The following is a 25357-nucleotide window of genomic DNA, read 5'->3' as shown; positions in this document are numbered from 1 at the left end:
TTGAAAATTAGGATATAATACAAATAGCCTCCTCATTGCCTCGAAGGAACATCTCAAAATAATAGATTTAATCGGAGAGTAACATGATGTCCAAGGTAACAGATAATGACATTAAAGAGCTAAAAGATTTGATCATCAGTAATCAAACACTCCTAGAAACAAGATTAACTGGTATTGAGAAGGGGCAAGCTGACTTAAAAGAACAGTTAACAGGAATTGATAAACAATTAACTGTAATTGAAACCCGTTTAGAGGACTGGAAACCATCTATGGATAAAATTCCAGACTTAGCTGAAAAGGTTGGAGAACTAAAGAATTGGAGACAGATATTAATCATTGCTTTAACAGCCCTCATTAGTAGTTCAATTACTTGGGGAATTCGAGGAGGAAGTCTCAAACCTTAACCGTAATTATTCGTCTTCAATTGTTTTCAAATTATACATCCTCTCATATCTAATTAGGAGTTTAATCCATGAGTCAAGAACCCGTTACCATTACTTATTCCCTTGAGGAAGTTTTAGCTAGATTAGAGCAAAAGATAGATAAACAATCAGAACAAATTGCCAGAATTGAAGCTACATTACAAGCACAACAGCCAATAATCCAAAAAATCCCAGATTTAGCTGAAAAGGTTGGAGAACTAAAAAACTGGAGACAGATAGTAATCATTGCTTTAACAGCCCTCATTAGTAGTTCCATTACTTGGGTAATTAGAGCGGGAAGTTTCAAACCTTAACGGCAATTATTCGTCTTCAATTGTTTTCAAATTATACATCCTCTCATATCTAATTAGGAGTTTAACCGATGTCAGACCTTGAATTTCACCGAAGATTATCAGCCCTAGAAAGACGACTCAGCAAGCTTGAAGATGGGTATAAAGAATTAGATAATGTAGTAGATCCTAAAGGATGGATCGGAGAAGCTTTTGAGTTACTTGAGAAAGATATCGATGAGGTTAAGCAAAAACTCAACGAAGTGGACGGAAAAATTGATGTCATTCTTCAACATTTGACGGGAATGAATAAAAGTTAATTAAAATGGCTCTACCGAACCTGCTATGTAGGTGTTGATTTAGCATAAAAAGTTCGGTAGAACCATTAAAATCAAGTATCAATAACGAATTCGCGGGTCGACATAAGCATTAGCTAAGTCAATTAAAATACTGACAAAGACAACAATGCCCCCAAAAAAGACCATAATTCCTTGCACCGTAGGGTAGTCTCTCACTGCGATCGCTTCATATAAACGGTTGCCTAACCCTGGCCAAGAAAAGGTGACTTCTGTTAAGACTGCGCCCCCTAATAAGGCAGCAAAGGTTAATCCTAAGACAGTAATCACAGGAATTAGAGCATTTTTCAAAGCATGAGCCAATAAAATTCGTCTTTCGGGGATACCTCTTGCCCTTGCTGCCTCTACATAATCAGCTTGTAAGGTTTGTTTAAGGTTTACCCTAACCATTCGTTCAAAAATTCCACTTAATAATAATCCCAAGGTAAAACAAGGTAGAATTAAATAATAAATGGCGGTAAAAAATTGCCCCAAATTGCCACTAAATAAGCTATCAATAGTATAAATTCCGGTTAGTCCATTGGGGGAAACTTGGTCAAGGGGAAAACGAGTTCCCAAAGGAAACCAACGTAACTGGACGGCAAAAATTAATTGGAACAACATTCCAACCCAAAAAATGGGTAAAGAATAGGTAATAATGCCAAATAATCGCCCACCCACATCAATTGCAGTATTCGGACGAGAAGCGGAGAGAATACCCAGACTCACCCCAATAACGATGGCAATAATCATACTATAAAAGGTCAGTTCAGCAGTGGCCGGAAAATGTTGGGCAATAATTTCCCAAACCGACTGTCCTTGACTGGTAATGGACGTTCCTAAATTCAAACTCAGTAATTGTCCGAGATAGGTGATATATTGCAGCCACAGGGGTTCATTTAAGCCTAAACTTTCCCTTAAAGCTTCTTTTGTGGCTTCAGGGGCGCGGTTTCCCAGAATTGCGTCTGCTGGATCACCAGGAGTCGCCCGCAGCAGCAAAAACACCAAAGTAACAATTGTCCACACCATAAGGGGGGCCAACAAGAGACGGGCTAGGAGATAATATTGTATGGCTTTAGAACGGGACATTAGCGGTTATGTAAAATACCAAATTTGGTTCTTATTTTAAGGGGTTGGTGGCTCATCGTCACTATCGGACTCAAATAGATTTTCTCCAATGCCTAATTCTCGTTTAGAGAGTTTAATTTGTTTCCAAAGGTCTTTAATTTGTTTATAAGCTTGTTCTGATTTAATTTTGCCAGCAGTTTCTAGATTACAAATATAGCTAACTCGTTGGGCAAATTCCTGTAAGTTAGCGTTAAAAACCAAATTTTCTGGTTTAACTTCCCCATAGTAACGACCATGAGGGTAGAAAAATTCATCTTTATTTGAATCTGAGGACATAAAAGCGGTTTCCTCTGGGGAAAGTTGACAGCGTTAATAATTTCAATGATTACTTATTTTCTGAAAATAGGATATTAAAAAATTTTAAGCTTGAGTAGATAAATTACATTCCTCTATAGTTTTACCATAAATTTTTCTATTTGACACGAATGTTAATTTAGCATTTGTGTTAAACTATTAGCTATTGGTGTGAATTTAATGAGCAAAGGATATCAATGAAAGCAGCTTATTTAGGTTTCGTAACTATTCTGAGTACCGTTACCTTGACTGTGCCAATTTCAATTATGGCACAAGATCCCCCGGCTGAAACTTATCAACCTGGTTTTTGGCAACCTGTGGCACGATTTGATCCTAAAAAACCCGTCGAAGTTAAACTGATTAATAAAACTGAATTATCTTTAGAATATGATTTAACTGACGTAGAATTTGTTAATCCTGATACCCTATCTCCAGGGGAAACGGGAATCCTCAAAAATTTTGGTAACTCTGCTTATATTGTTGTTTATACCCTTACTCCACCTAATCCAGAAACTCCCTTTACCCTCAAGTTTAATATTGATGTCACTGCTGATAATATTGTCACCGTAACGATTGAAAAAGCAGCACCTAATTTCTTTGGTCATCGTACCTTTAATTTACAAAAAACTGGTGCAATATTTGTTTATTAACTAACCCATTAACCATCATTGATGAACATTAAAACCCCCGTTGTGATTTATGATCAGGGAGATGTTTTAATTTTTGAGTCAATTAAAATCGCTGAATCCTATCTGGAAAGTATTGATATTCCTGGATATCTTGCTTATGATTGTGAAGGTCGATTGTTAAAATTAATCCCTGAAAAACAGCGAGTTAAAATAGAACTGGCTGAAAGTGAATCTTCTCATCAGCATCAATTACAGCAAATTTTAATTGACTTTTTAACCAAACTTGGTCATGATTTCCTTGAATTATCCCAAATGTCTTTAGGGGAATTAGTGACAAAAAGTTTAGTTTATAAAACTCAATAAATAGCTTAGAGGATATTTTGTTATCATGTAATTGTGTGTACATATTAGAGATTAAGCTATATGTCAAGTATTGAATCAGTTGGGATGAATGAGTTTAGCACAAACTTATACAAGTATACCAAAGAAAATCAGGAACCGATTGCTTTAACTTCTCATGGGGAAACAATTGGTTACTATATTCCTACTCAACCACAGAAAAAAGATATAGAGTCTTTACGTCAAGCTGTTCTCAAACTCAGTCATATTTTAGCTGGAAAAGGACTGAGTGAAGATGATATTGTGGCTGATTTTCAGAGCTTGAGAAAACAGAGTGATTAATGACCAAGCAAACAAAAATTATTGTTCTGGATGCCAATATTCTTATTCGTGCAGTTCTAGTAATAAAGACTTTTTCTCTGATCGCTGAAAATAGAGGAAAGGTACTTTTTTGTACACCACAAATTTGTTATCGTGAAGTTATTTTTCATATCCCTAATATTGCTCGAAAACGTCATATAAGTCCCACGGAAGAACAGGAGATATTAAAAACTCTCAATAAGCTAAAACAAGTTGTTAGTGAAATAGAAGAAGATATTTATAGAGATTTTAAGGAAGAAGCGTTAAGTCGCATTAGAGAAAGGGATGAAAAAGATTGGCCAATTGTTGCATTAGCTCTTGCTTTTGGCTGTCCTATTTGGACAGAGGATCAAGATTTCTTTGGCATAGGTATTGCTACATGGAAAACTAAAAATATTGAAATTTTCTTCCACGAATTATGATAATATTAAGTCCATAAATAAGAACTATAGCTTCTCAAAAATCACGGATAAATTATTAGCGGGCATTGTTATCATCTCTTTAAAGATTAACCCTTGATTTTGAGCAACAGTAACCACATCTTCTAAGTTACGAACTCCCCATTCTGGATTTTGACTTTGTAAAGATTGATCAAAAGATTGGTTGCTTGGTGCGGTATGTTTTCCCCCTTGTTTATAGGGGCCATATAAATATAAAATCCCCCCTGATGACAATAAACGGCCTGCCCCTTGCATCAGTCCTAAACAAGCTAACCAAGGAGAAATATGAATCATATTAATATTAACAATTGCTGCAATATTAATCTTTTGTTGTTCAACTTCCCAAACAGAATCTTGAGCATTAATATTAAGGGGAGAATGAAGATTATCCGTAGGAAATTCTTGTCGCCAAGCTTCAATACTATCCCTTAACATCTGATTAGGATCAGAAGGTATCCAGTGACGAGGATGTAAAGCAGGGGCAAAAAAAATAGAATGTTCTCCCGTTCCGCTGGCAATTTCTAGGATATTTCCTGATGGGGGAAGAACCCTTAATAAGACTTCTAAAATAGCTTCACGGTTGCGTTGAGTTGCGGGGGCAAATTGTTTAAAATCATTCATAATTTATTGTGTTAAAACTCCTGCACGACAATCTTTTAACCAAAGACTAATTGCTTGACCGATCGCACCATTACTGGCATCTTGGGGAGGTAAAGGCGGATCACCTTGTTGTAAATCTGCCAACTGAGAAAAGAGTAACACCGATCGCCAACCATCAGAACTTGGGGTCAAAAATAACCAATAATAATTTTGTAACTCAATTGCTTCCTCTCGACTATATTGCCTTTCTAAAGTTGTAAAAAACACCTGCTGAGTCTGATCAGCTAAAACAGGCTGATATTGTAAATTAGTTAGGGGTAAAGGCTCAAATTCCGGTCTACCTGCAATAATGACATGATTATAAGCATCAACAGTGCGATCGCCTCGTCTGGCCCGTTGAGTCACGCGGTTGGCATAACTGGGTAAATCTTTTAACATCAAGGTCATGAGGGTTTCAAGATCCGAAGGACAGGCCAGCCTGATAATTTTATTTTCAGCATCAACCCTTTCCCCCATGATCAGATTAAGCAGTAATAACAGTCCTAACAGCCAAGGTTTCATAGTTCGTTGATGATACGTTCCCACGCCATAACAGGATCATCTGCCATTGTAATCGGACGACCAATAACTAGGTAATCTGCTCCCGCTTCTAGGGCTTTTTGGGGAGTCATCACCCGTCGCTGATCTCCTGCTTGGGCCCAAGTCGGACGAACCCCAGGACAGACTAAAACAAAATCTTTGCCACAGACTTGTCTAAGTTGACTGACTTCATGAGGAGAACACACCGCCCCATGAATGCCGCATTCTTTGGCTAATAAAGCCATCTGTAGGGCGTATTCAGGGAGTTCTAGGGGAACTTTGAGGTCAAAAGCTAAATCCCGTGAATTAAGACTGGTGAGGAGAGTAATGGCTAATAATTGAGGGGGGGAGGGACTGTCAGCAATGGCTTCTCTTGCCGCTTTTAAGGCGTTTTGACCGGCCGTTGCGTGGAGAGTGAGTAAGTCTACCCCATAGTGACTGGCCGAACGACAGGCCCCGGCCACAGTGTTGGGGATATCATGAAATTTTAGGTCTAAAAAAATGCGTTTTTGACGATCTTTGAGATGTTTCAGAATATTGGGGCCAGCAGCGACAAATAATTCTAAGCCAACTTTCCAAAACGTCACTTGAGGAAGTTGATCAATCAGGGCGATCGCCGCTTCTTGGGTAGGGACATCTAAGGGAACAATCAGGCGATCGGCGGGTTTCATAAAAACTTTAGGACTTACATATAAAGGATATCTGTAGGGGTAATTTATGAATTGCCCCTACAAAAAACTGAAAAAGGGAAGTTTCCGGTTGTTAGTCTAGGGACTGACAACGGTTTAACCTCCCCTCAAACGCTTCTTAATGCTTGAAAATTAGCTTTCTTTGCTGAGAAACTTTTGAACTTGTCCAATAGCAGCAGCGGCAATATTAAAAGCTGCCCAACTAGCGGCAATGAGAAGGGGAGCAACAACGACTAAAACGCGCCAATCCATCTTTCTAGTTTCCTCTTGTTAATTGTTATGGAACTTTGTTGAAAATTTTATTAAATCCATATTACCACCAAGGCGCAAATTTCTAGCTTTTCTGTTAAGGATGGAAAACATCGATGGGAAATTGGAGACAAACTTTAAATACCTTGATACACTAGCTTATAGACTGATTGTCAGTAAAATGTTTTAAAACCAACCCTTAAGCTTAATTATCTTGGGCCATACCATTAATGATCTCTATTTACATCCTCACCTATAACGAACAAGTGGATATTGCGGAGTGTATTGAGTCCGCCCTTTCCCTCTCGGATGATATTATTGTCGTTGATTCCTTTAGCAGCGATCGCACTGTAGAAATTGCCTCTGGTTATCCGGTTCAAATTATTCAACATAAATTTGAAAGTCACGGGAAACAACGAACCTGGATGTTGAAAAATATCCCCACCAAAAATAACTGGGTTTATATTCTCGAAGCAGACGAACGCATGACCCCTGAATTATTCGCTGAATGTGTCGCCGCAAGTCAAAGCAAAGAAGCGGTGGGTTATTATGTGGCAGAACGGGTCATTTTTATGGGTAAATGGATTCGTCGCAGTACCCAATATCCCCGTTATCAAATGCGTTTGTTTGAAAAAGGAAAGGTCTGGTTTGGAGATTATGGCCACACGGAAAGGGAAGTTTATAGCGGCCCTGTGAGTTTTCTCAAAGAAACCTATCCTCATTATACCTGTGGTAAAGGGTTAAGTCGTTGGATAGAAAAACATAATCGTTATTCTACTGATGAGGCTAAAGAAACCCTTTATCAATTACAACAAGGAGGGGTTAATTGGAAAAAATTATTCTTTGGGTCTAGTGAGGTTGAACGACGACGGGCCCTCAAAGATTTATCCCTAAGAATGCCTTTTCGTCCGATTATTCGTTGGTTTTATATGTATTTTATTTTAGGGGGCATTTTAGACGGCAAAGCTGGTTTTGCTTGGTGTACCTTACAAGCTTTTTATGAATATCTCATCCTCTTAAAAGTTGATGAATTACGGGAGACTAATCTAGAGTCATCCTATCCTAATTCCCTGAAATATCCTAATACTGAAGAACCTTCTAATCAATCAGAATCTTTATCTTTGTAAATCAATTATTCGAGACAATTTAAGGTTATTTTTGGGGATATTTATACCCAAAAAATTAAATTTATGGAAAATCGTTTTAATGTTCTCGATCTGATCATCAAGCTCTTTTTTATAGGCTTGTTATTTGTTTGGTGCTTTATTCTCCTGCGTCCCTTTATCGAAATTATTCTCTGGGGAATCATTCTAGCGATCGCCATATTTCCCCTATTCTTATGGCTGAAAGCTCGTTTAGGGGGACAGGGAAAATTATCCGGGACGATTCTCGCCTTAATGGGGGTGGCTGTTATTATTGGCCCAGTAAGTGTGATGGCCACTGTTTTTGTCAGTAATGTTGATACCTTCGCCAATAGCCTAGGGGCAGGTAAATTCAGTGTTCCGCCTCCCCCCGAAGGTGTCGCTACTTGGCCCTTTATTGGGCAATGGGTCAATAATATTTGGCAATCAGCATCAGTTAACTTAGGAGCAGTATTAAGTCGATTTCAGCCACAAATTGAGGCTTTAGCGAAAAACCTGATCTTCTTAGCCGCTAATATTGGTCTAGTTCTACTGAAGTTTATCGTCTCTATTATCCTTGCTGGATTACTGATGATCAATGCTGAGGGTTTAAACCGTCGGCTGAGTCAGATTGTGTTAAGGTTGACCCCGAAACAAGGTCAAGGGTTTTTGCAACTGGCCACAGCTACCATTCGCGGGGTGACTCGTGGCATCATTGGGGTTGCTATCTTACAAAGTCTTCTCATTGGCCTTGGTTTGATAGTCGCTCAAATTCCCTTTGCTGGCTTATTAACCCTTCTCTGTTTAATTTTAGCTATTGTTCAGATCGGGCCGGGTTTAGTGGTGTTTCCCACCATCATCTTTGCTTGGTCAACCATGGGTACCATGAGCGCATTATTGTTCACTCTCTGGATGATTCCGACAACCTTAGTTGATAATATCCTCAAACCAATTTTAATGGCTCAAGGATTACCTGTCCCCACAGTTATTATTTTAATTGGGGTTCTTGGGGGAACTTTAGCCCATGGAATTTTGGGTTTATTTATTGGCCCAGTCATCCTCAGTCTGGGTTATGAGTTAATCATGGCCTGGGTTAATTTTGAGTCTTCACCCGTCTCAAGTGTTTCTGATGGTGAAAATTGAGCTTTCCTTTCTCAAAAAACATAGAATATTCAAGGTGAAATGATAAACTTGAATTCAATTTAAAACCGGATAGGCAATATTCATGATCACTCGTCGAGATCTTAAACAATTACAGTCTTTGGTCAAGATTCCCGCTCTTTCCATTTTATTACCCACCCATCGGACATCCCCTGATAACAAAAAAGATCCCATTCTGGTTAAAAATCTGGTTGATGAGGCAACAAATCGGCTGAAGGAAGAATTTTCTGTCCGCGAATTAGAACCTTTACTCAATAGATTGGAAACCCTTGTCAACGAAATTGACTATCGCTATACATTGGATGGTTTGGCAATATTTGTTAGTCATGACTTTGGCAAGATTTATTACTTCCCTTTTTCTGTCCCCCCACGGGTAATCATTGATAAAACCTTTGCAACACGAGATTTAGTTTATGGTTTGCATCGCTCCCAATCTTATTGGGTTTTTCTCTTAAGTCAAGCCTCTACCCGCTTACTAGCTGGCACTGGGGAAACCTTAGAGGAAGTTCAAGACGAAAACTTCCCAATGCCTATGACTGGGCCTGGAGCTACAGAAACGATTCCTTACGACGCTGATTCGAGTTATGTAGATGATCGGCATCGTCGCTTTTTTCAACAGGTAGATAGAGCATTTACGTCCTATGTTGAGGATGAATCACCCCTGTTGATTGTCGGTGGGGTCGTTCGACAAATATCCTTTTTTCAGGAAGTTTCCCAATATACGAATGCGATCGCAGGAACTTTGACGGGCAATTTTGATAAAGCGACACTATCTGAATTGCTCCCTGATGTGTGGCCGATTGTACAATCTGCGCGGGAAAAGCAACGCCAAGATGCACTAGAGTCCTTAGATGCGGCCATGGGAACCAAAACCGTCGGTTCTACCATCGGGGAAGCCTGGCGACTCGCTCAGGAAGGTCGAGGTAAATTGCTTCTGGTTGAAAAAAATTACCATGTACCAGCGATTTTAACGGAAGACGGTCAGTTTCAGTTAGTGGATGAACCAGGCGGTACAGAGGTGATGGATGATGCTGTAGATGAAATTATCGAAGTTGTGCTGGCTAAGGGGGGAGATGTCGCTATGGTGGATGATGGAACCCTCTCTATTCATCAGCGAATTGCCTTGATTTTGCGCTATTGATCCCCTTCCCCATTAGGTAAAATTCAAGTTGAGTAGGGTGGGCATTGTCCACCCTACAAATGGGTTAATTTTCCTGAGTTTCTAGGCCAAACACACGATTAAAAGCTTTTTCGACTTTATAGCCAGAATCAATGGTTTCTAGGGGATCTTTCCGCAGTCGGTGGCGTAAACATAACACCATTGTTCGTCGAATATCGTCTACTGTTACCTCTGTACGTCCTTCAAAGGCTGTTAATGCTTTTGCTGCGCGGTTGGTGACGATATCTCCCCTCAGTCCATCTACATCTAATTCTGAGCAAACTTCTGAGATTTTGACCCGTAAATCATAGTCAATGTTAACGGATGGTAGAAGGTTTTGCGCCCTGACTAAGCTATTTTGGAGATCATCTTGTTTAGCTTGATAGGTTTCACAGAATTTTTGCGGCTCACTGTCAAATTCGGAGCGTTGTTCCACAATTTGAACTCTTAGGGTTGGTTCTTTAACGGTGTGAATTTCCGCGTGCATTCCAAAGCGATCGAGCAGTTGGGGCCGTAATTCTCCTTCTTCGGGGTTTCCTGACCCAACTAAGACAAAGCGGGCCGGGTGACGGATGGAAATACCTTCTCTTTCGACGGTATTCCAACCACTGGCAGCCGAGTCTAGCAGCACATCAACTAAGTGGTCATCCAGAAGGTTAACCTCGTCTACATAGAGGATACCGCGATTGGCTTTGGCTAACAAACCAGGTTCAAAGGCTTTTACCCCTTCTGAGAGGGCTTTTTCAATGTCAATGGTACCACAAACCCGATCTTCTGTTGCGCCAAGGGGTAAGTCTACCATGATGACTTTTTTCTGGGCAATTTGGAAGGGAATACCGTCTTCTAACTGTTGACGTGCGGTGTCGCTCATCATGTCGGGGTCAGTGGGATGAGAATTGAAGGGATCGTTAGCAATGACTTCAATTTCGGGGAGTAAGTCAGCTAAAGCGCGGATAGTGGTGGATTTTCCTGTGCCGCGATCGCCCATAATCATTACACCCCCAATTTTTGGGTCAATGACGTTGAGGAGTAGGGCCAGTTTCATTTCTTCTTGACCGACAATGGCCGTAAAAGGGAAAACTACGCGACGGGTTTTCGGAGGTGCTTGTAAGGTTGCAGTCATCTGGGTTATTAGGATCGTTCTCTTTTAAATTTTCTATGCGATCGGTTCCAAGGTCAATCTTTCCCATTGTGCCATAGGATACCACTCCTATAAACCTTTAAAGGCATTCATGTAATGGAGATTGAAGAAAAATGATCATTTACCAATGATCATTGAAAATTTTAGTTATTTACTGATTAATTATTCTAAAATAATATTAATAAGTTCTCTCAATCTTTATTTTTTCCATTAGTAGCATTCTAATATGACTAATTTAACTCAAGATTTTACCACAATTAATAAAAATATTTGTCAGCAAAAAATTTTGAAACTAGAAGTAAACAAATTAAAAAATATCAGAAATTTAAGCATTGACTTTTCAAAAAATAATTTAACAGCTATTCTTGGGCCTAATGGTTGCGGAAAATCAACACTTATTCATGCTTTAGCTTGTTGCTATCAGCCTAAAGAAAATGAACCCAATAGTATTAACTACCAATTTAGCAATTTCTTCTTACCAACAACTCATTCAACTTGGCAAGGCAGTGAATTTATTCTCATTCATAGTTGTAGAAATCAACAAAAAGAATTGGATAACCTTCACACTGAATATAGAAAAGAAACAACAAGATGGATGCCTAGATACATGAGAAGACCACAAAGATATGTATCTTTTATTGGTATTAAAACTTGTGTGCCTAAAATTGAAGAAGAAACACAGAAAAGTCTAATTCGGTATTCAATGCGAATCCTATCAGATGATATATCTCATCAAATTAAAAAACAAGCTAGTGTTATTTTAAATAGAGATTATACTGAATATCATCTTAATGGTTTTAAAAGCAATACGAATCTCATTATAGTTGGGAATAGGAACAGTAATGGTAGTGTCATTAATTTGCTTTTGCATAATAATATGACTGCCACGCTGCCTAACTTGAATAAACCCTTGATTTTTCAGAATTTTACAAACTTCTAAAGCAGATAAAACTCTCAATTTACCCAACTGTTACCTCCAACCTAGTAATAAAAACTTCACTGTGTAACCGATGAGTAATTTCTGAGGGACTAGCAGTTTCAAAAAATAACTCTAAGGCTTCAATTAAATTAATCCTCGCTTCTTCTACCGTTGCTCCCTGACTAGCAATATCTAGTTCTGGACATACGGAAACATAGCCATCATTTTCTCGTTCAATAATTGCTGTAAACTGGCGTAATTCTCTCATTTTTGTCCTCTCAAATAATTTAATTATTTAATCCTTGCTTTGGAACAGGTTTTAATGGGGTTTTCTTCTGTTAATTCTTTGGCTCAAAATGATAAGATAGAGATACTTCAAAAATGTAAATCTTGAAAAAAATCTTAAATTTTTGGTTGTAGTGATCCATAGGTGAGAATTTTATGATACAATGTGTCATAATGGGAACATTGACTCTCAAACGTAAAAGCATATATTCCCATTATGAACTATATATTTTATATTTTCTCACAAAGTTCCTAAAAAAGCAACCCCCCTCTATTTTAGGCTAATAAATTATTTGATAATTTAAAGATATAGAGATAGGAACCATAATTTTTGATTCCTATCCTTAGACAAATCTGGGATTAATTATTCAGGGTTTATCACTTTTTTAAAAAGTCCCACCATTCCATCCCCACATACTACCTTTAGCATCAGCAAATTCAAGATAAATCCTGTTTTTTGCAACACCTAGTTTATCTTCTATAATTTGACAAAAATCTTGACTCATTGCTTTTGTTTGTTCGGGTTTCATGTTACCAATACTTTTGATTTCAACATAACAAACGGGATCAAAAGTACCAGCAAAAGTCATGAAAATATCAGATTCAAAAGCAGTCATTACATAGGATTCTGGTTTGCCTAAATGTTTTGCTAATTTCACTGACAAGGTTTTGAGTAAGTCTTTAACTGTGCTTGACTCTGGCTGAGAAATTGACGATTTTACTTGAATTAATGGCATAATTAAGACTATTTTGATTGTCTAAACATCAAGAAAAAATGCTGTAGATTTAAGTATTCTTTACAATTATCCCCCATATTGCCATCCTGTACTTTCGAGAGTTAAGGGGTTTCCTTCTCGGTGAATTCCTGAACCAATAACTTCACCAACATAGACAGTATGATCGCCTTTTTCAACCGTACCTACAACGCGACATTCCACATAACCTAACGAGTCTTGAATGATCGGACAACCTGTTTCTTCTCCTTCATAAAATTCTACATCTTCAAATTTATTACCGACCCGACTTTTAGGTTTAAAAAACTTGGCTGCTAATTCTTTTTGTCCATCTTCTAAGAAACTTAGGGAAAAAACACCACTTTTTTTGATCATTTCATGGGAACCAGAATCTTTTCTGACACAATTAACAACTAGAGGAGGTTCAAAAGAAGACTGCATTACCCAACTTGCAGTAAACCCATTTAAGTTTTCCCCATCTTTAACCCCACAAATATAGAGTCCATGAGGGATCTTCCGTAACATTGTTTTTTTTGCTGTTTCGTCTAACAAGGTAATTTTTCTCCTGAGTTTTATTAACAAATTAATTCTGATTTTACCAGGTTTTGGTTAATCTCTGAAAAGGCGATCGCCTTTAGTTCTCATGATATCAAAAAGTCAGTTCAACTTTCTAACACATAGTTAAAAATCAAGGGTGCAACAATGGTCGCATCTGATTCAATAACGTAGCTTGGGGTATCTATATCTAGTTTACCCCAAGTAATCTTTTCATTGGGAACAGCACCACTATAGGAACCATAGGAGGTGGTAGAGTCACTAATTTGAGCAAAGTAACCCCATAATTTACAAGGAAGTTTTAAATCTTGTTGAATCAAGGGAACAACACAAATAGGAAAGTCTCCGGCAATTCCTCCCCCAATTTGAAAGAAACCAAGGGAACCATTTTGAGTATTTTCTTGATACCATTTAACTAACATTTGCATTTGTTCTAGCCCACTTTTCATGATATTTGTATCACTAATATTTCCTTTAATAACTTGGGAAACAAACATATTGCCGAGGGTAGAATCTTCCCATCCAGGAGTAAAAATCTTTAGTCCTTTTTGCCAAGCAGCAATCACCCAAGAATCTTTGGGATCAATTTGATATTCATCTTTTAAGATACCACTTTCTAGTAGTTGATAGGTATATTCATAAGGGAAAAATCTTTGATTTGAGAGATCAGCTTTTTGCCATAATCTTAAGAGATGACTTTCGATTTTTCTCATGGCTTCTTCTTCAGGAATACAGGTATCTGTTACCCGATTTAATCCATGATCTAATAAAATTTTTTCATCTTCCGTAGTAAGATAACGATAATTGGGAATTCTTTTGTAGTGATTATGAGCCACTAAATTAAAGATATCTTCTTCTAAATTAGCCCCAGTGCAACAAATTCCATGCACTTTATCAGCGCGAATCATTTCAGCTAAAGAAATGCCTAACTCAGCGGTACTCATTGCACCAGCTAGGGTTACTAACATTTTATTTCCTGCCTGTAAATGCTTAACCCACCCTTCTGCGGCATCTCGACAAGCTGCTGCGTTAAAATGGCGGAAATTGCGCTGCATAAAGTGTCTAGTATTCATCACAAGTTTCTGAAAATCATATAATTATTTTACCAGCATTTACGACTTTTTGCATCAGATAGACAACTTGACTAAAATCCAGTCCTCCTGGTACGTGATTTTCGGTCGTGTCTAAATTATCAATGGATAATTGACAATGGATAATTGACAATTATTAATTATCCATTGTTGAACTAATTTCTGCTGAGTCATAGTCTGTCTGATTTGTTCTCATTTTCATTTGTTTATAAGTATCTAAAAATCCATAAGAAATATCGGGGTTATCGGAACATAATTCTCGATGAGCTTCCGGCAATTTATACCAGGGAATAGTGGGACAAAAATGATGGGCGTAGTGATAGCCATTATTATGACTAAGAAAATTATTGAGCATACTTAAATTTGAACGAGTTCCCGAAATAGTCTGATAGTGATCTTCAATTTCTGACCAATATAAGTAACTGGTAAAACACCAAATAAATGGAACAAACCAATAAAGTATTAACCAATCAAGGTGATTATAGAAATAAAACAATAAACTAATTGGAAGCCAAAAACAAACCAATTTTATCACAGTTTTAAAGCCAGAAAATTTGAGGGTTGCTAAGTGGGTGAAGACAGCAAATCCCAGAATTGGTTTAACAAACCAAATTAACCATAAATTAGGAAAAGATTGGGATAATCCCCACTCCTCATAATCTTCTACCAAATGATCTCCTTTTTTGCCTAAATATTGATGATGGGGAACATGAGCAGCTTGATATTGAGAAATTGTTTGAAAAAAGGGAAGTGCATATAAAAACTCTAAATTTTCATTCCATGATTTAATTTTAAAAAGATTGTAGTGAGACGCTTCATGAATTAAAGATTCTCCAATGGCAAATTGAAAAGCCCCAATTATCCAAATAGTTATCAGGTAAGCAAATATATTATTCAATTTAATACTTAATGCGGCCAATAAAAAAATCGCACCCCAATCTTTAAGTAAGGCTAAAAAACCTCGGTAGTGACTCCGTTCAACAAATTTACTTGCTTGGCTTGCCATGAATGTGTTATGTATTGAAAAGTACGAGTAAGTGAGAGCAATTAGTTTCAATTATTATCCTAAATTAGATTAGCAAGCATCGAGGCTTTTTGAGATATTTTATAGAATTTTTTAAGAATTCAACTTATTATCTACTGTTTTGCTCAAATTCCTCAAACAAGGTAGCTAAAATTGTATTAGATACTAAAAATCCATCGGGATCAGTTAGACGAATTTTCGCTGATTCTTGCCAGTTATTATTATTAATTTTATTGATTATCTTGCCATTTTCATCAATAAATTCAACCCAATTTTGTTGAGTATATGGTAATAAAATATTGTAAATTTTTTCAATAATTATTTGTCCAAACTTGTTTGATATACTTGACAAATCAATCCCTTCATGTAATCTAAATCCCAACATAAAAGTTTCGAGTAAATAATCAAGATTGGTCAAATAAGGACTATCAATAGAATAACCTGATTTTAATAATTCCTCAACCCAATCATAATAAGTTTGACGAGTGCGAGGTCGAGTAAATCTCTGTTTATTTGTATAACTTGCTGCCCCCATACCAAAACCATAATAGGGCTTATTTTCCCAATAAACTCGATTATGAAGACATTGATAACCGGATTTTGCATAATTAGAAATCTCATAATGTTCATATCCTGCATTCGTTAATATTTGCTGAGTCAAACTATACATTTGAGCCGCCATTTCATCATTAGGTAAAGGAAATTTACCCGGTTTATATTGTTTGCCAAAAGCAGTCACACTTTCCAAAACCAAATCATAACAAGAAAGATGTTTTGGATTAATTTTAATCGCTTTTTCTAAGGAATATTGCCAAGTTTCTAAAGTTTGATAAGGTAAACCAGAAATCAAATCCAAACTAAAATTATCAATATTAACTTGATGAATTAAATCAATAGCATTCTCAATATCTTGAAGACGATGAAAGCGACCACATTTTTCTAATAATTCGTCCTGAAACACTTGAACTCCCAAACTAAATCGATTAACTCCTAGATTTTTATAGCTCTGTAATTGTTGTAATGTAAAAGTTCCAGGGTCCATTTCTAAAGAAATTTCTGCATCAGAGTTAATCCCAAAATATTGATCTAGAGTTGTTAAAATCTTCTCCAAATAAACAGGGGATAATAAGGAAGGCGTTCCCCCACCAAAGAAAACCGTTTTTAAGGGAACATTATCAGAGGGTGTCACTTGAATTTCTTTACACAAAACATCCACATAGTTTTGAATAGAGAGGGATGTATTAATATCAGTTTTATCCCCCAAAACAGAAATAGGGAAATCACAATAATAACAGCGACGACGACAAAAAGGGATATGAAGATAAGCGGAGGAAGGAATTATTGTTTCCATAAAAGATGGAGGAAAGATTAACAATATAATTAAAATTACTGAATTTCTGTAACTAAAATAGGAACAAACGAGTTGATAACAAATAAGAGCCAATCAAAAGGTTATAATAAGGAATCATTTGGAGCTTGTGGCGAAACTTTACTAATTTTTCCTCTGGACTCCCACAATATTGATTAAGACAGAAATTATGATTGATGCCATTATTATCCTCATATTTATCCTAGCAGCCGCCGGAGTCGGTTTTGATAGTGTAGATTTGCTACCTTTAGGGGTTCAAGCGCAAATCTCCAATATTGATGCTTTACGGTGGTTAGGGGCCGGTTTTACCTCAATTCTTGGTTTGGCCCTGGGTTTAGTTGCTCAAACCACCTATCGTCGTTTAGAGACAAGAATTCGGACGACTCCCATTGAAGTCATTTTAACAAGGGCTGTAGGATTAGTCATTGGCCTGTTAATTGCTAATCTGATGTTAGCCCCAATTTTCCTGCTTCCCATTCCCAAAGAGTTTGCTTTTATCAAACCGATGACTGCTATTTTGGGAAGTGTGATCTTTTCTTTCATGGGAATTAGTTTAGCCGATACTCACGGACGCACGTTTTTACGACTGATTAACCCTAACAGTATTGAAACCTTATTAGTGGCCGAAGGAACTTTACAAGCGGCCTCAACGAAAGTTATGGATACTAGCTGTATTATTGATGGTCGCATTGAACAACTCCTAGACACGGGGTTTATTGAAGGACAAATTTTGATTCCTCAGTTTGTGTTACAGGAGTTACAACAATTAGCTGATGCGAGTAATGATCAAAAACGGGTTAGGGGACGACGGGGGTTAGATATCCTCAACCGTATGCAAGAAGCTTTTCCTAAACGTATTGTGATCCATTCTGCTGATTATGAAGATATTTCCACTGTTGACGCGAAATTAGTCCATCTTGCTCAAGAAATCAATGGCACCCTATTAACCAATGATTATAATTTGAGCAAGGTGGCCAATCTGCAAAAAGTGACCATTCTCAACGTCAATGATATCGCTCAGGCCATTCGTCCCATTTATTTACCTGGAGATACCTTAGACCTCAAAATTCTTAAACCTGGGAAAGAACCCACTCAAGGGATCGGTTATCTGCAAGATGGGACAATGGTAGTGGTAGAAGAAGGGAAAGACTATTTAGGTGGAGAGTTAAGGGTTGTGGTTACTTCTGCCCTCCAAACTTCTGCTGGCCGGATGATTTTTGCTAAACCTCAGTCAGTGGTTGCTTCCTCGTGACATCCTCCCGACGCTAACTGCTAAGAGCAGTATAGCGCGGGCTTCCCAATTCACATTGAGATATTTCTGCCCACAGAGGTGTAGTACACGCCACTTGCTCTACTTGGGGAGACCCCAAGACCGCAGTGGCTCCCCTACGCCAGTTATCTAGGCTCATCACCCCCGACACCTCGACTTGACAGACGGTTTCCTTTCCCCTGAGTCCCAGGGTAGTAGTTTCTATGCCTCGATTACAAATTTCTTGGGCAGAGGACACATCCCTATCGCATTGATAATGGCATTCAGGACAATCATGAATTCTATCAGCAAGGGTTTTTCGTGACGATGACCTGCAATTAGAGCAAGTCTGGCTAGTTCCTTTGTGGTCAACTAATCCGAAGTATTTACCCCTTACCTTACAGACGTATTTCAGGATATCCCTAAATTGTCCAAAACCAGCATCAAGAGTATGTTTGCCTAAAAAACCCTTAGCCATGATGCGAAAGTCAATATCTTCCATGAAGATAGAATCTCCCATATCACAAACTTGATGAGCTAATTTGAAATGGTAATCTTTGCGCTTAAAGGCAATATGATTATGTTGTTTTTCTACTTTTTTTCTGGCTTTATCGTAATTATTAGAACGCTTATTTTTCTTTGCCAACCGATGTTGTAGCAATTTCAGCTTACGTTGTTCGGTTTTGAAGAATTTACGCCCTTTCTCAACAAAGCCGTCAGAAGTAGCAATGATTTTAGTTATCCCGACATCCAAACCTAACGGATGTCCATAAGGAGTCTCAACTTCAGGCAAAGACATATCGGATTGAATGCTAATAACAGCAAACCATCCTTTGGCTTTTTTGAGAACTCTTACCTGTTTGATCACAAAACCATCAGGAATAGGACGATGAAGATTTATCTGAACTTTTCCTAGTTTTGGTAAGTTTATTTGCCACCCCGTCAAAGGGTTGCTTCTAAACTGAGGAAATAGTAAAGACTTCATTGACAAATTTCAAGCCATTCATCTAACATTTCTGTTTGCTTACTGTCAGGGTAGATTCGGTATGAGTAGTTTAGAATCATCATATAATCTACTTTACCATACCATAAGCAATGTGGCAACATAAATTTATCGGACGAGGTTGTGCTTTGCACGTTAATATATTGGTCGGGCTGTATCCCGACGCTAAAACATTGCGGGTACTCACCGTTCGGACTTCGGCGTGAGCGCTCAGTCGAACGCTGAGCTCACGGCCGAAGCCTGTGGTTCGACTTGTGCTGAGCTTGCGTTGCCCTGAGCTTGCCGAAGGGTCGAAGTATGCACCCCGCTCGTTTATAGGGCGGGACTTAGCCCGACATCTAAGTTAAATCGTTCAAAACTCCTACTTAAAAACAGGAATTTTGAACGTCCCATGCTTGATAACCCTAAGCGATCGCCATTTGTTGGGATGAGGTTTCCCCTTCATGTAACCCCTTCAAACTGGTTTCTAAATCATGAATTAGCTTTTCTGAATTACTTTTCATCCCTTGGGTATCATAGGCAGCCACATCAAGGGGAGGGCCAATATTAACTGTAACATCGCTTCCCCAACTGGGATAGGGTTGATTGTATTGGATGCTTACTGGCAGAATTTTCACCCCGCAACCAGGTTGTTGAGACTCTACTTCTAAGGCAATGCGGGCCACACCTCGTTTTAAGGGATGAATCTGAGTATCTCGAAAAATCCCCCCTTCAGGAAAAATCACCAACATTTCCCCAAGTTTTAGAACTTCCACGCTATGCCTTAAACTACTCATGGCGGGATGGTTTACATCGATAGGAAAACCGCCTAAACGCCGAATAAACCAGCCCTGAATGCCTGTGATTTCACTTGATGTCACCATAAACCGCAAATCTCGACCACTCACCCAGCGGCCAAGGGTATAGGGAATTACCAAGGCATCCCAACGGGAACGATGGGTTGGGGCCACAATTACTGGCCCGGTTTTAGGGATATTTTCTTGTCCTGTAATGGTGAGGCGACCAAAAAACGAGGGCATTATGAGCCAATATCCTAAGGGATAGGCGAGACGAATTAACCAAGGGGAAATTCGGGATTTAACTTGATGGCTAGATAGAGTAGATTGAGTCATAAATCTGGCAAAACGCAAGCAAAAATCGGGAAAAAATAGGGTTCATTGTAGCTACACTATAAACTCTGGTTTAGGTTGATGTCTTGCTAAATCAGGACAGTTGATGGGGTGTCAAGATCTTAGGCAAATACCACAGTACGATTACCATAAACTAAGACCCGATGTTGTAAGTGTAGACGCACGGCCCTGGCTAAAACAACCCGTTCTAAGTCTTTTCCTTTACGAGTTAAATCAGCAATGGTATCTCGATGGGAAACTCTAACCACATCCTGTTCAATAATTGGCCCTTCATCTAAATCAGCAGTGACAAAATGGGCCGTTGCTCCAATAATTTTTACCCCTCTTTCATGGGCCCGGTGGTAAGGGTTGGCCCCAGCAAAGGCAGGAAGAAATGAGTGATGAATATTAATAACATTGGGAAAATGATGGATGAATTCTGGGGTGAGAATTTGCATATATTTGGCGAGGACAATTAAATCAATCCTCTCTTGTCGTAAGAGTTCTAATTGTCTTGCTTCTTGTTGAATTTTATTCTCTTTGTTGATGGAAAGATGGTGAAAATCGAGGCCAAATTGTTGAGCGATCGCTTCTAACTTTTGATGATTACTAATAATTAAAGCGATCTCGGCCGGTAGTTCTTTGGCTTGCCATCGCCAGAGTAAATCAAGTAAACAATGGTCTTGTTTTGTTACCCATAAAGCTAGGCGAGGAATGGTATCCGAAAAATGAATATCCCAAACTGCTTGTAAGGGTTTAGCAATGGCAGCAAAGGCCGGAGCAATCATATCACGAGATAAATTAAATCCCTCTAATTGCCACTCAATGCGGGCTAAAAATAAGCCGGCCTCAAAATCTGTATGTTGATCCGCATGGATAATATTGCCACCATTAGCATAAATAAAATTAGCAAATTTTGCCACTAACCCTTGTTGATCGGGACAGGAAATCAGTAAAGTAGCGGTTGGCCCATTCATACTAATTGAAATCATCTTGTTTTTTCTATTATAACTAATTTTTATAACTATGCTAAATCTTTTTAAGTTCTTGATATTTTTTGGGGATGATTAAGTTATTAATTATAGAACTCAGAAAAAATATCATGGAAAAGATGTTAAACAGGGTTCCAGAGATTACAATTTACTTCTGGATAATTAAAGTTCTCGCAACCACAGTCGGTGAAACTGGGGCTGATTTTTTTGCATTTACGATGAACCTTGGTTTAGGTGTTACCTCCTATATTATGGGTGGTTTACTGCTGATTGCACTTTTCAACCAATTTAGGATTAAGCGTTATGTACCATTGAGTTACTGGCTTGTTGTTGTTTTAATCAGTATTGTTGGTACATTAATTACTGATAGATTAGTAGATGATTTTAGCGTTAATTTGGTAACAACTACCATTGTTTTTAGTTTTGTTTTATTGGCAGTTTTTGGGTTTTGGTATTTAAGTGAAAAAACCTTAGCGATGCACTCCATAAATACAACTAAAAGAGAGCTTTTCTATTGGGTAGCTATTTTATTTACCTTTGCTTTGGGTACTTCAGCAGGAGATCTCTTAGGAGAGTCTTTAAGATTAGGTTATGCTAACTCAGCATTATTATTTGCAGCAGCAATTGCCATCATAACAGTTGGTTATTATTACTTCAAAATGAATGCAGTTTTAGCATTCTGGTTAGCTTATATTTTGACTCGTCCTTTAGGTGCATCAATGGGTGATTTACTATCCCAACCCACTAAAAATGGAGGCTTTGGCTATGGGACAGTAGGAACCAGTATGCTTTTTCTCTCCATAATTTTCAGTCTAGTTATTTACTTAAGTTTTAAGTCGAAAAAACGAATTTTACTGCCAAGTGATCAAGAAAACTGGGAAAGACAATTGAACAAAGTTGCAGCAGTTACTATCTTTTTTTGGATCATGAAGATACTCGCTACAACTCTAGGTGAAACAGCAGGGGACTTCATTTCAATGTCTTTAAACTTGGGATATTATGTAGGCTTTGCAGTAACATTTGTTATCCTAGCAGTTCTCCTATTTGTTCAGATTAAAGCTGATAGACATCGCCCGTTCTTGTATTGGACGGCTATCATTGCCACAACTACCGCCGGAACTGAAGTTTCAGACTTGATGGATCGCTCTCTGGGCCTTGGTTATACGGCAGGTTCCCTGATTCTTGTCGCTGGACTTTTGACTGTTCTTGCTATCTGGTACTATCGGGATCGGGATCTCAGCGTTTATCCCATTGTTAGGCAAGATGCGGAGACTACCTATTGGCTGGCGATCGTCTTCTCAAACAGTTTAGGAACAGCCTTTGGAGACTTTCTGACGAGCAATATGGGTCTGAGTTATGTACAAGGCGCATTCGTCACTGCTGGCGTTATTGGTGTAGTTATTGCCCTTCATTACCATACTAAGTTGAGTGAGGTTTTGCTATTTTGGATCGCGTTCATCTTTACACGGCCATTTGGTGCTACTTTCGGGGATTTTTTGACTAAACCGGTCGATCATGGAGGCCTAGCATTGCCGAGGGGTTATGCTTCAATAATCACTTTATTTCTATTAGCATTTGTTCTCGTGTTTTCTATGAGAAGGAAAAAAATTAGGACATCTTGACTAATGAATAATGAGTAATTAATTTTATCATTTTTCTTAATCGGGAAACCAATCATCTGAGAGGGCATTATTGAGAGAAATTTCAGCCGTATCTGGAATAGAAATCAGTAAGTTCGCTTTTTTATTAGCGATCGCCTTGAAAGAAGCCAATGAATCAGATTATTGGTTAGAATTATTACATCAATCAAATTATATCGATAAAAAAGGCTATCAATCAATTATTAATGACTTAGAGGAAATTCTCAAACTATTAACTTCCATCATAAAAACCGCAAAAAACAATACTTAATTATTCATTATTTCTGAGTAACTTTCTTAAAACTTATGAAAATTTTAATTGTTGAAGATGACACTCGTATCGCTAAACCCCTTGCCAAAGATTTAAGCTATCAATGTCATTCTGTTGATTTAGCTAATGATGGAATAGAAGGATGGGAATATGCCCAAGCAACTCAATATGATTTAATTTTATTAGATTTGATGCTACCTAAATTAGATGGAATCTCTCTCTGTAAACGATTACGGGACGCAAAATATAAGGCATTAATCTTGATGTTAACTGCCAAAGATACCACAGAAGATAAAGTCATTGGACTTGATGCAGGGGCAGATGATTATTTAGTTAAACCGTTTAAATTAGAAGAATTAGCTGCTAGAATTAGGGCATTATCCCGAAGATATTTAGACATTAAACCTCCGATTATTATTCATGGTAATTTACATTTAGACCCCAATAGTCAAGAAGTAACTTATGCAGGAAACACCCTAATTTTAACTCCCAAAGAATATATGATATTAGAATATTTTTTAAGAAATCCTCATCAAGTTTTAACTCGTTCAGCTATCATTGAAAAAGTTTGGACATTTGATGATTTATCAGGGGAAGAAACAGTAAGAACTCATATCACAAATTTACGAAAAAAGCTTAAAGCGGCTGGCAGTCCCGAAACTTTAATTGAAACTATTTATGGTATGGGTTATCGTTTGACAGCTATTTCTGAATAATTAGGCTATGTAGATAGCCTTTGTTCTTATAGAATCAGGTTTAAGCCTGTATACAGTTAGTTATTAATTCTACTTTTAGATTATGTTTAAAAATATTCGCCATCGCTTACTGTTATCTTATTTGCTCATTTTAGCCTTAATTTTAGGCATATTTTCTCTTGGTATTCGTTTAATATTTGCCTATAATTTGAGACAACAACTAATAGAAAAACTAACAGCATTAGGACAGGGTGCGGCTGCTAATACAGAATGGGAACACAATCAATTAAAAATTGATGATGATTTTAAGCTTCGAGAATTGTTAAATAATCAGCAATCTTTACAGTGGTTTGATGTTAAAGGTAACTCTATTTTAAAGCAGGGTGAATTTATCAGTAGTTTGCCTTTATCCCCAGATGATTTAGTGCAAATTAAACCAGGAAATCCGAATATTCAAAGCATTACTTTGCCCATTATTGATAGTGATATTAGTCAATTAATTGGTTATGTGAGAGTTAGTCAATCTTTGGAAGAATTAGAAGAAACATTAACCAAATTAGATTGGGGATTAGGAATTAGTATTATTGTGGCTTTAAGTATTAGTGGAATTGGTGGTATTCTGTTAACTAATCAGGCAATGAAACCCATTGAAGAAAGTTTTCAAAGGTTAAAACAGTTTACAGCAGATGCTTCCCATGAACTTCGTAATCCTTTGATGGTTATTGATAGTAATGTTGCTGTTTCTCTTAAATATTCAGAAGGCATGAGAAAAACAGATCAAGAAAGTTTTGAAGCCATTGCTAGTGCAACAGAACAAATGATTAATTTAACGGAAGATTTACTAATTTTAGCTCGTTCTGATCAAATTAATCTAATTAAGAAAGAAACAGTTAATCTAGTAATTATTTTAGAAAAATTAGTTAAGTTATATCAGCCAAAAATTGAAGCTAAAAAACTTAACTTTAAACTTAAATTATCTGAAACTATATGGATGTCTGGGGATTCCTTAAAACTTGAAAGATTATTTAGTAATTTAATTGATAATGCGATTTATTATACATCAGAATCAGGGGTTATTGAGATACAAGGTAAACAGAAAAAATCCTCAATTGAAATACAAATTAAAGATACAGGAATTGGCATATCTGCCGAAAATTTGGAGAGAATTTTTGAGCGATTTTGGAGAGCAGATACGTCTCGCTCTTATTGGAATGGTGGCTCTGGTTTAGGCCTAGCAATTGTCAAAGCAATTGTTAAACATCACGGGGGAACAATTACTGTCACCAGTCAGTTAGGAATTGGTAGCTGTTTTACCATATCTTTACCGATTAATTAATAAAATAATAATCTCTTTTAATAAATAGATAAAATCAACAATTATATACAGGCTAAAGCCTCATACTACAAAAACAAAGGCTGTCTACACAGCCTAAATAAACCCTGTCGGCACAGAGTTTGTTTATATAGCTTAACCCTTCAGAGTTA

At 37.6% G+C, this 25357-nt stretch carries 32 protein-coding genes and 2 pseudogenes; 16 read left to right on the top strand and 18 right to left on the bottom strand.

Features of this window, described 5'->3' with window-relative positions; all coding sequences use genetic code 11:
* Nucleotides 1–86: 86 nt before the first annotated feature.
* The 3 genes from VB691_RS03085 to VB691_RS03075 all read left to right on the top strand — a co-directional run bounded on the left by VB691_RS03085 (nucleotide 87) and on the right by VB691_RS03075 (nucleotide 1032).
* Complete coding sequence (locus VB691_RS03085) at nucleotides 87–404, top strand: hypothetical protein (protein ID WP_323290172.1); 318 nt, start codon at nucleotides 87–89, stop codon at nucleotides 402–404.
* Nucleotides 405–472: 68 nt separating this feature from the next.
* On the top strand, nucleotides 473–736 hold the full coding sequence (locus VB691_RS03080; RefSeq protein ID WP_323289996.1) for a hypothetical protein: 264 nt from the start codon (nucleotides 473–475) through the stop codon (nucleotides 734–736).
* A gap of 68 nt (nucleotides 737–804) precedes the next feature.
* Nucleotides 805–1032: a hypothetical protein gene (locus tag VB691_RS03075; protein WP_323289995.1), complete on the top strand. Its 228-nt coding sequence runs from the start codon at nucleotides 805–807 to the stop codon at nucleotides 1030–1032.
* Nucleotides 1033–1110: 78 nt separating this feature from the next.
* Here VB691_RS03075 and VB691_RS03070 read toward each other — a convergent pair whose 3' ends face one another.
* Nucleotides 1111–2136: an ABC transporter permease gene (locus VB691_RS03070; RefSeq protein ID WP_323289994.1), complete on the bottom strand. Its 1026-nt coding sequence runs from the start codon at nucleotides 2134–2136 to the stop codon at nucleotides 1111–1113.
* 36 nt (nucleotides 2137–2172) lie between these two features.
* Nucleotides 2173–2451, bottom strand: a complete 279-nt coding sequence (locus VB691_RS03065) for a hypothetical protein (RefSeq protein ID WP_323289993.1) — start codon at nucleotides 2449–2451, stop codon at nucleotides 2173–2175.
* Between the two features lie 215 nt (nucleotides 2452–2666).
* On the opposite strand from VB691_RS03065, the gene VB691_RS03060 reads away from it, so the two are divergent.
* From VB691_RS03060 to VB691_RS03045, 4 genes are read left to right on the top strand one after another with little or no spacing between them, the layout of a single operon-like run.
* Complete coding sequence (locus VB691_RS03060; RefSeq protein ID WP_323289992.1) at nucleotides 2667–3119, top strand: hypothetical protein; 453 nt, start codon at nucleotides 2667–2669, stop codon at nucleotides 3117–3119.
* Between the two features lie 21 nt (nucleotides 3120–3140).
* The gene (locus tag VB691_RS03055; RefSeq protein ID WP_323289991.1) at nucleotides 3141–3461 is read left to right on the top strand and encodes a hypothetical protein; all 321 of its coding nucleotides are present in this window, start codon (nucleotides 3141–3143) and stop codon (nucleotides 3459–3461) included.
* 60 nt (nucleotides 3462–3521) lie between these two features.
* The gene (locus tag VB691_RS03050; protein ID WP_323289990.1) at nucleotides 3522–3779 is read left to right on the top strand and encodes a prevent-host-death family protein; all 258 of its coding nucleotides are present in this window, start codon (nucleotides 3522–3524) and stop codon (nucleotides 3777–3779) included.
* On the top strand, nucleotides 3779–4219 hold the full coding sequence (locus VB691_RS03045; protein WP_323289989.1) for a PIN domain-containing protein: 441 nt from the start codon (nucleotides 3779–3781) through the stop codon (nucleotides 4217–4219). The genes VB691_RS03050 and VB691_RS03045 overlap by 1 nt, the downstream gene beginning before the upstream one ends.
* A 24-nt stretch (nucleotides 4220–4243) precedes the next feature.
* Here VB691_RS03045 and VB691_RS03040 read toward each other — a convergent pair whose 3' ends face one another.
* The 4 genes from VB691_RS03040 to VB691_RS03025 form a co-directional block, all read right to left on the bottom strand.
* On the bottom strand, nucleotides 4244–4858 hold the full coding sequence (locus tag VB691_RS03040) for a DUF938 domain-containing protein (protein WP_323289988.1): 615 nt from the start codon (nucleotides 4856–4858) through the stop codon (nucleotides 4244–4246).
* A gap of 3 nt (nucleotides 4859–4861) precedes the next feature.
* On the bottom strand, nucleotides 4862–5398 hold the full coding sequence (locus VB691_RS03035) for a hypothetical protein (protein WP_416244617.1): 537 nt from the start codon (nucleotides 5396–5398) through the stop codon (nucleotides 4862–4864).
* Nucleotides 5395–6087: an orotidine-5'-phosphate decarboxylase gene (pyrF, locus tag VB691_RS03030; RefSeq protein ID WP_323289987.1), complete on the bottom strand. Its 693-nt coding sequence runs from the start codon at nucleotides 6085–6087 to the stop codon at nucleotides 5395–5397. Before pyrF ends, VB691_RS03035 begins: the two co-directional genes overlap by 4 nt.
* A 150-nt stretch (nucleotides 6088–6237) precedes the next feature.
* Nucleotides 6238–6357 carry a photosystem II protein Y gene (locus tag VB691_RS03025; protein ID WP_323289986.1) on the bottom strand — a complete coding sequence of 40 codons (120 nt, stop codon included), beginning with the start codon at nucleotides 6355–6357 and terminating at the stop codon, nucleotides 6238–6240.
* Between the two features lie 227 nt (nucleotides 6358–6584).
* On the opposite strand from VB691_RS03025, the gene VB691_RS03020 reads away from it, so the two are divergent.
* The 3 genes from VB691_RS03020 to VB691_RS03010 all read left to right on the top strand — a co-directional run bounded on the left by VB691_RS03020 (nucleotide 6585) and on the right by VB691_RS03010 (nucleotide 9777).
* Complete coding sequence (locus VB691_RS03020) at nucleotides 6585–7481, top strand: glycosyltransferase family 2 protein (protein WP_323289985.1); 897 nt, start codon at nucleotides 6585–6587, stop codon at nucleotides 7479–7481.
* A 63-nt stretch (nucleotides 7482–7544) separates the two neighbouring features.
* Nucleotides 7545–8618, top strand: coding sequence for an AI-2E family transporter (locus VB691_RS03015; protein ID WP_323289984.1), 1074 nt, complete (start codon nucleotides 7545–7547; stop codon nucleotides 8616–8618).
* 82 nt (nucleotides 8619–8700) lie between these two features.
* Complete coding sequence (locus tag VB691_RS03010; RefSeq protein WP_323289983.1) at nucleotides 8701–9777, top strand: hypothetical protein; 1077 nt, start codon at nucleotides 8701–8703, stop codon at nucleotides 9775–9777.
* A gap of 64 nt (nucleotides 9778–9841) precedes the next feature.
* On the opposite strand, the gene bchI is transcribed toward VB691_RS03010, so the two are convergent.
* On the bottom strand, nucleotides 9842–10918 hold the full coding sequence (gene bchI / locus VB691_RS03005) for a magnesium chelatase ATPase subunit I (RefSeq protein ID WP_323289982.1): 1077 nt from the start codon (nucleotides 10916–10918) through the stop codon (nucleotides 9842–9844).
* Between the two features lie 244 nt (nucleotides 10919–11162).
* Here bchI and VB691_RS03000 point away from each other — a divergent pair.
* Nucleotides 11163–11582 (top strand): annotated as a pseudogene (locus VB691_RS03000) (AAA family ATPase); the annotation flags it as partial.
* 114 nt (nucleotides 11583–11696) lie between these two features.
* Here VB691_RS03000 and VB691_RS02995 read toward each other — a convergent pair.
* The 7 genes from VB691_RS02995 to hemW all read right to left on the bottom strand — a co-directional run bounded on the left by VB691_RS02995 (nucleotide 11697) and on the right by hemW (nucleotide 16895).
* On the bottom strand, nucleotides 11697–11894 hold the full coding sequence (locus VB691_RS02995) for a type II toxin-antitoxin system HicA family toxin (RefSeq protein ID WP_323290170.1): 198 nt from the start codon (nucleotides 11892–11894) through the stop codon (nucleotides 11697–11699).
* Between the two features lies 1 nt (nucleotide 11895).
* Nucleotides 11896–12123 carry a type II toxin-antitoxin system HicB family antitoxin gene (locus tag VB691_RS02990; RefSeq protein ID WP_323289981.1) on the bottom strand — a complete coding sequence of 76 codons (228 nt, stop codon included), beginning with the start codon at nucleotides 12121–12123 and terminating at the stop codon, nucleotides 11896–11898.
* A 403-nt stretch (nucleotides 12124–12526) separates the two neighbouring features.
* Nucleotides 12527–12877 carry a phenylpyruvate tautomerase MIF-related protein gene (locus VB691_RS02985; protein WP_323289980.1) on the bottom strand — a complete coding sequence of 117 codons (351 nt, stop codon included), beginning with the start codon at nucleotides 12875–12877 and terminating at the stop codon, nucleotides 12527–12529.
* A 66-nt stretch (nucleotides 12878–12943) separates the two neighbouring features.
* Complete coding sequence (locus tag VB691_RS02980; protein WP_323289979.1) at nucleotides 12944–13426, bottom strand: flavin reductase family protein; 483 nt, start codon at nucleotides 13424–13426, stop codon at nucleotides 12944–12946.
* Nucleotides 13427–13536: 110 nt separating this feature from the next.
* A complete protein-coding gene (locus VB691_RS02975) occupies nucleotides 13537–14502 on the bottom strand; it encodes a deoxyhypusine synthase family protein (RefSeq protein WP_323289978.1) in 966 nt (321 codons plus the stop codon).
* A gap of 154 nt (nucleotides 14503–14656) precedes the next feature.
* Nucleotides 14657–15526, bottom strand: coding sequence for a fatty acid desaturase family protein (locus tag VB691_RS02970; protein ID WP_323289977.1), 870 nt, complete (start codon nucleotides 15524–15526; stop codon nucleotides 14657–14659).
* A gap of 127 nt (nucleotides 15527–15653) precedes the next feature.
* Nucleotides 15654–16895, bottom strand: a complete 1242-nt coding sequence (gene hemW, locus VB691_RS02965; RefSeq protein ID WP_323289976.1) for a radical SAM family heme chaperone HemW — start codon at nucleotides 16893–16895, stop codon at nucleotides 15654–15656.
* Nucleotides 16896–17082: 187 nt separating this feature from the next.
* On the opposite strand from hemW, the gene VB691_RS02960 reads away from it, so the two are divergent.
* Complete coding sequence (locus VB691_RS02960; protein WP_323289975.1) at nucleotides 17083–18165, top strand: PIN/TRAM domain-containing protein; 1083 nt, start codon at nucleotides 17083–17085, stop codon at nucleotides 18163–18165.
* A 13-nt stretch (nucleotides 18166–18178) separates the two neighbouring features.
* Here the strand turns inward: VB691_RS02960 and VB691_RS02955 are convergent.
* The 4 genes and pseudogenes from VB691_RS02955 to purU all read right to left on the bottom strand — a co-directional run.
* A pseudogene (locus VB691_RS02955) lies at nucleotides 18179–19147 on the bottom strand (RNA-guided endonuclease InsQ/TnpB family protein); the annotation flags it as partial.
* Nucleotides 19144–19227 carry a helix-turn-helix domain-containing protein gene (locus tag VB691_RS25790; RefSeq protein WP_416244661.1) on the bottom strand — a complete coding sequence of 28 codons (84 nt, stop codon included), beginning with the start codon at nucleotides 19225–19227 and terminating at the stop codon, nucleotides 19144–19146. The pseudogene VB691_RS02955 and the gene VB691_RS25790, both read right to left, overlap by 4 nt.
* Nucleotides 19228–19569: 342 nt before the next feature.
* Nucleotides 19570–20277, bottom strand: a complete 708-nt coding sequence (locus VB691_RS02950; RefSeq protein WP_323289974.1) for a 1-acyl-sn-glycerol-3-phosphate acyltransferase — start codon at nucleotides 20275–20277, stop codon at nucleotides 19570–19572.
* A 119-nt stretch (nucleotides 20278–20396) separates the two neighbouring features.
* The gene (gene purU / locus VB691_RS02945; RefSeq protein ID WP_323290169.1) at nucleotides 20397–21251 is read right to left on the bottom strand and encodes a formyltetrahydrofolate deformylase; all 855 of its coding nucleotides are present in this window, start codon (nucleotides 21249–21251) and stop codon (nucleotides 20397–20399) included.
* Between the two features lie 125 nt (nucleotides 21252–21376).
* Between purU and VB691_RS02940 the strand changes: the two genes are divergently transcribed.
* The 4 genes from VB691_RS02940 (at nucleotide 21377) to VB691_RS02925 (ending at nucleotide 25208) form a co-directional block, all read left to right on the top strand.
* Nucleotides 21377–22888: a hypothetical protein gene (locus tag VB691_RS02940; protein ID WP_323289973.1), complete on the top strand. Its 1512-nt coding sequence runs from the start codon at nucleotides 21377–21379 to the stop codon at nucleotides 22886–22888.
* 70 nt (nucleotides 22889–22958) lie between these two features.
* Nucleotides 22959–23177 (top strand): four helix bundle protein, encoded by a 219-nt coding sequence (locus tag VB691_RS02935; RefSeq protein ID WP_323289972.1) that lies wholly within the window; start codon nucleotides 22959–22961, stop codon nucleotides 23175–23177.
* Nucleotides 23178–23212: 35 nt separating this feature from the next.
* Nucleotides 23213–23893 (top strand): response regulator transcription factor, encoded by a 681-nt coding sequence (locus VB691_RS02930; RefSeq protein WP_323289971.1) that lies wholly within the window; start codon nucleotides 23213–23215, stop codon nucleotides 23891–23893.
* An 82-nt stretch (nucleotides 23894–23975) separates the two neighbouring features.
* A complete protein-coding gene (locus VB691_RS02925) occupies nucleotides 23976–25208 on the top strand; it encodes an ATP-binding protein (protein ID WP_323289970.1) in 1233 nt (410 codons plus the stop codon).
* The last annotated feature ends 149 nt before the right edge of the window (nucleotides 25209–25357 follow it).

This window comes from Crocosphaera sp. XPORK-15E (assembly GCF_034931425.1).
Lineage (GTDB): Bacteria > Cyanobacteriota > Cyanobacteriia > Cyanobacteriales > Microcystaceae > UHCC-0190.
Note: the sequence above shows the minus strand (reverse complement) of the source record. Positions and strands in the feature narration are given on the sequence as shown.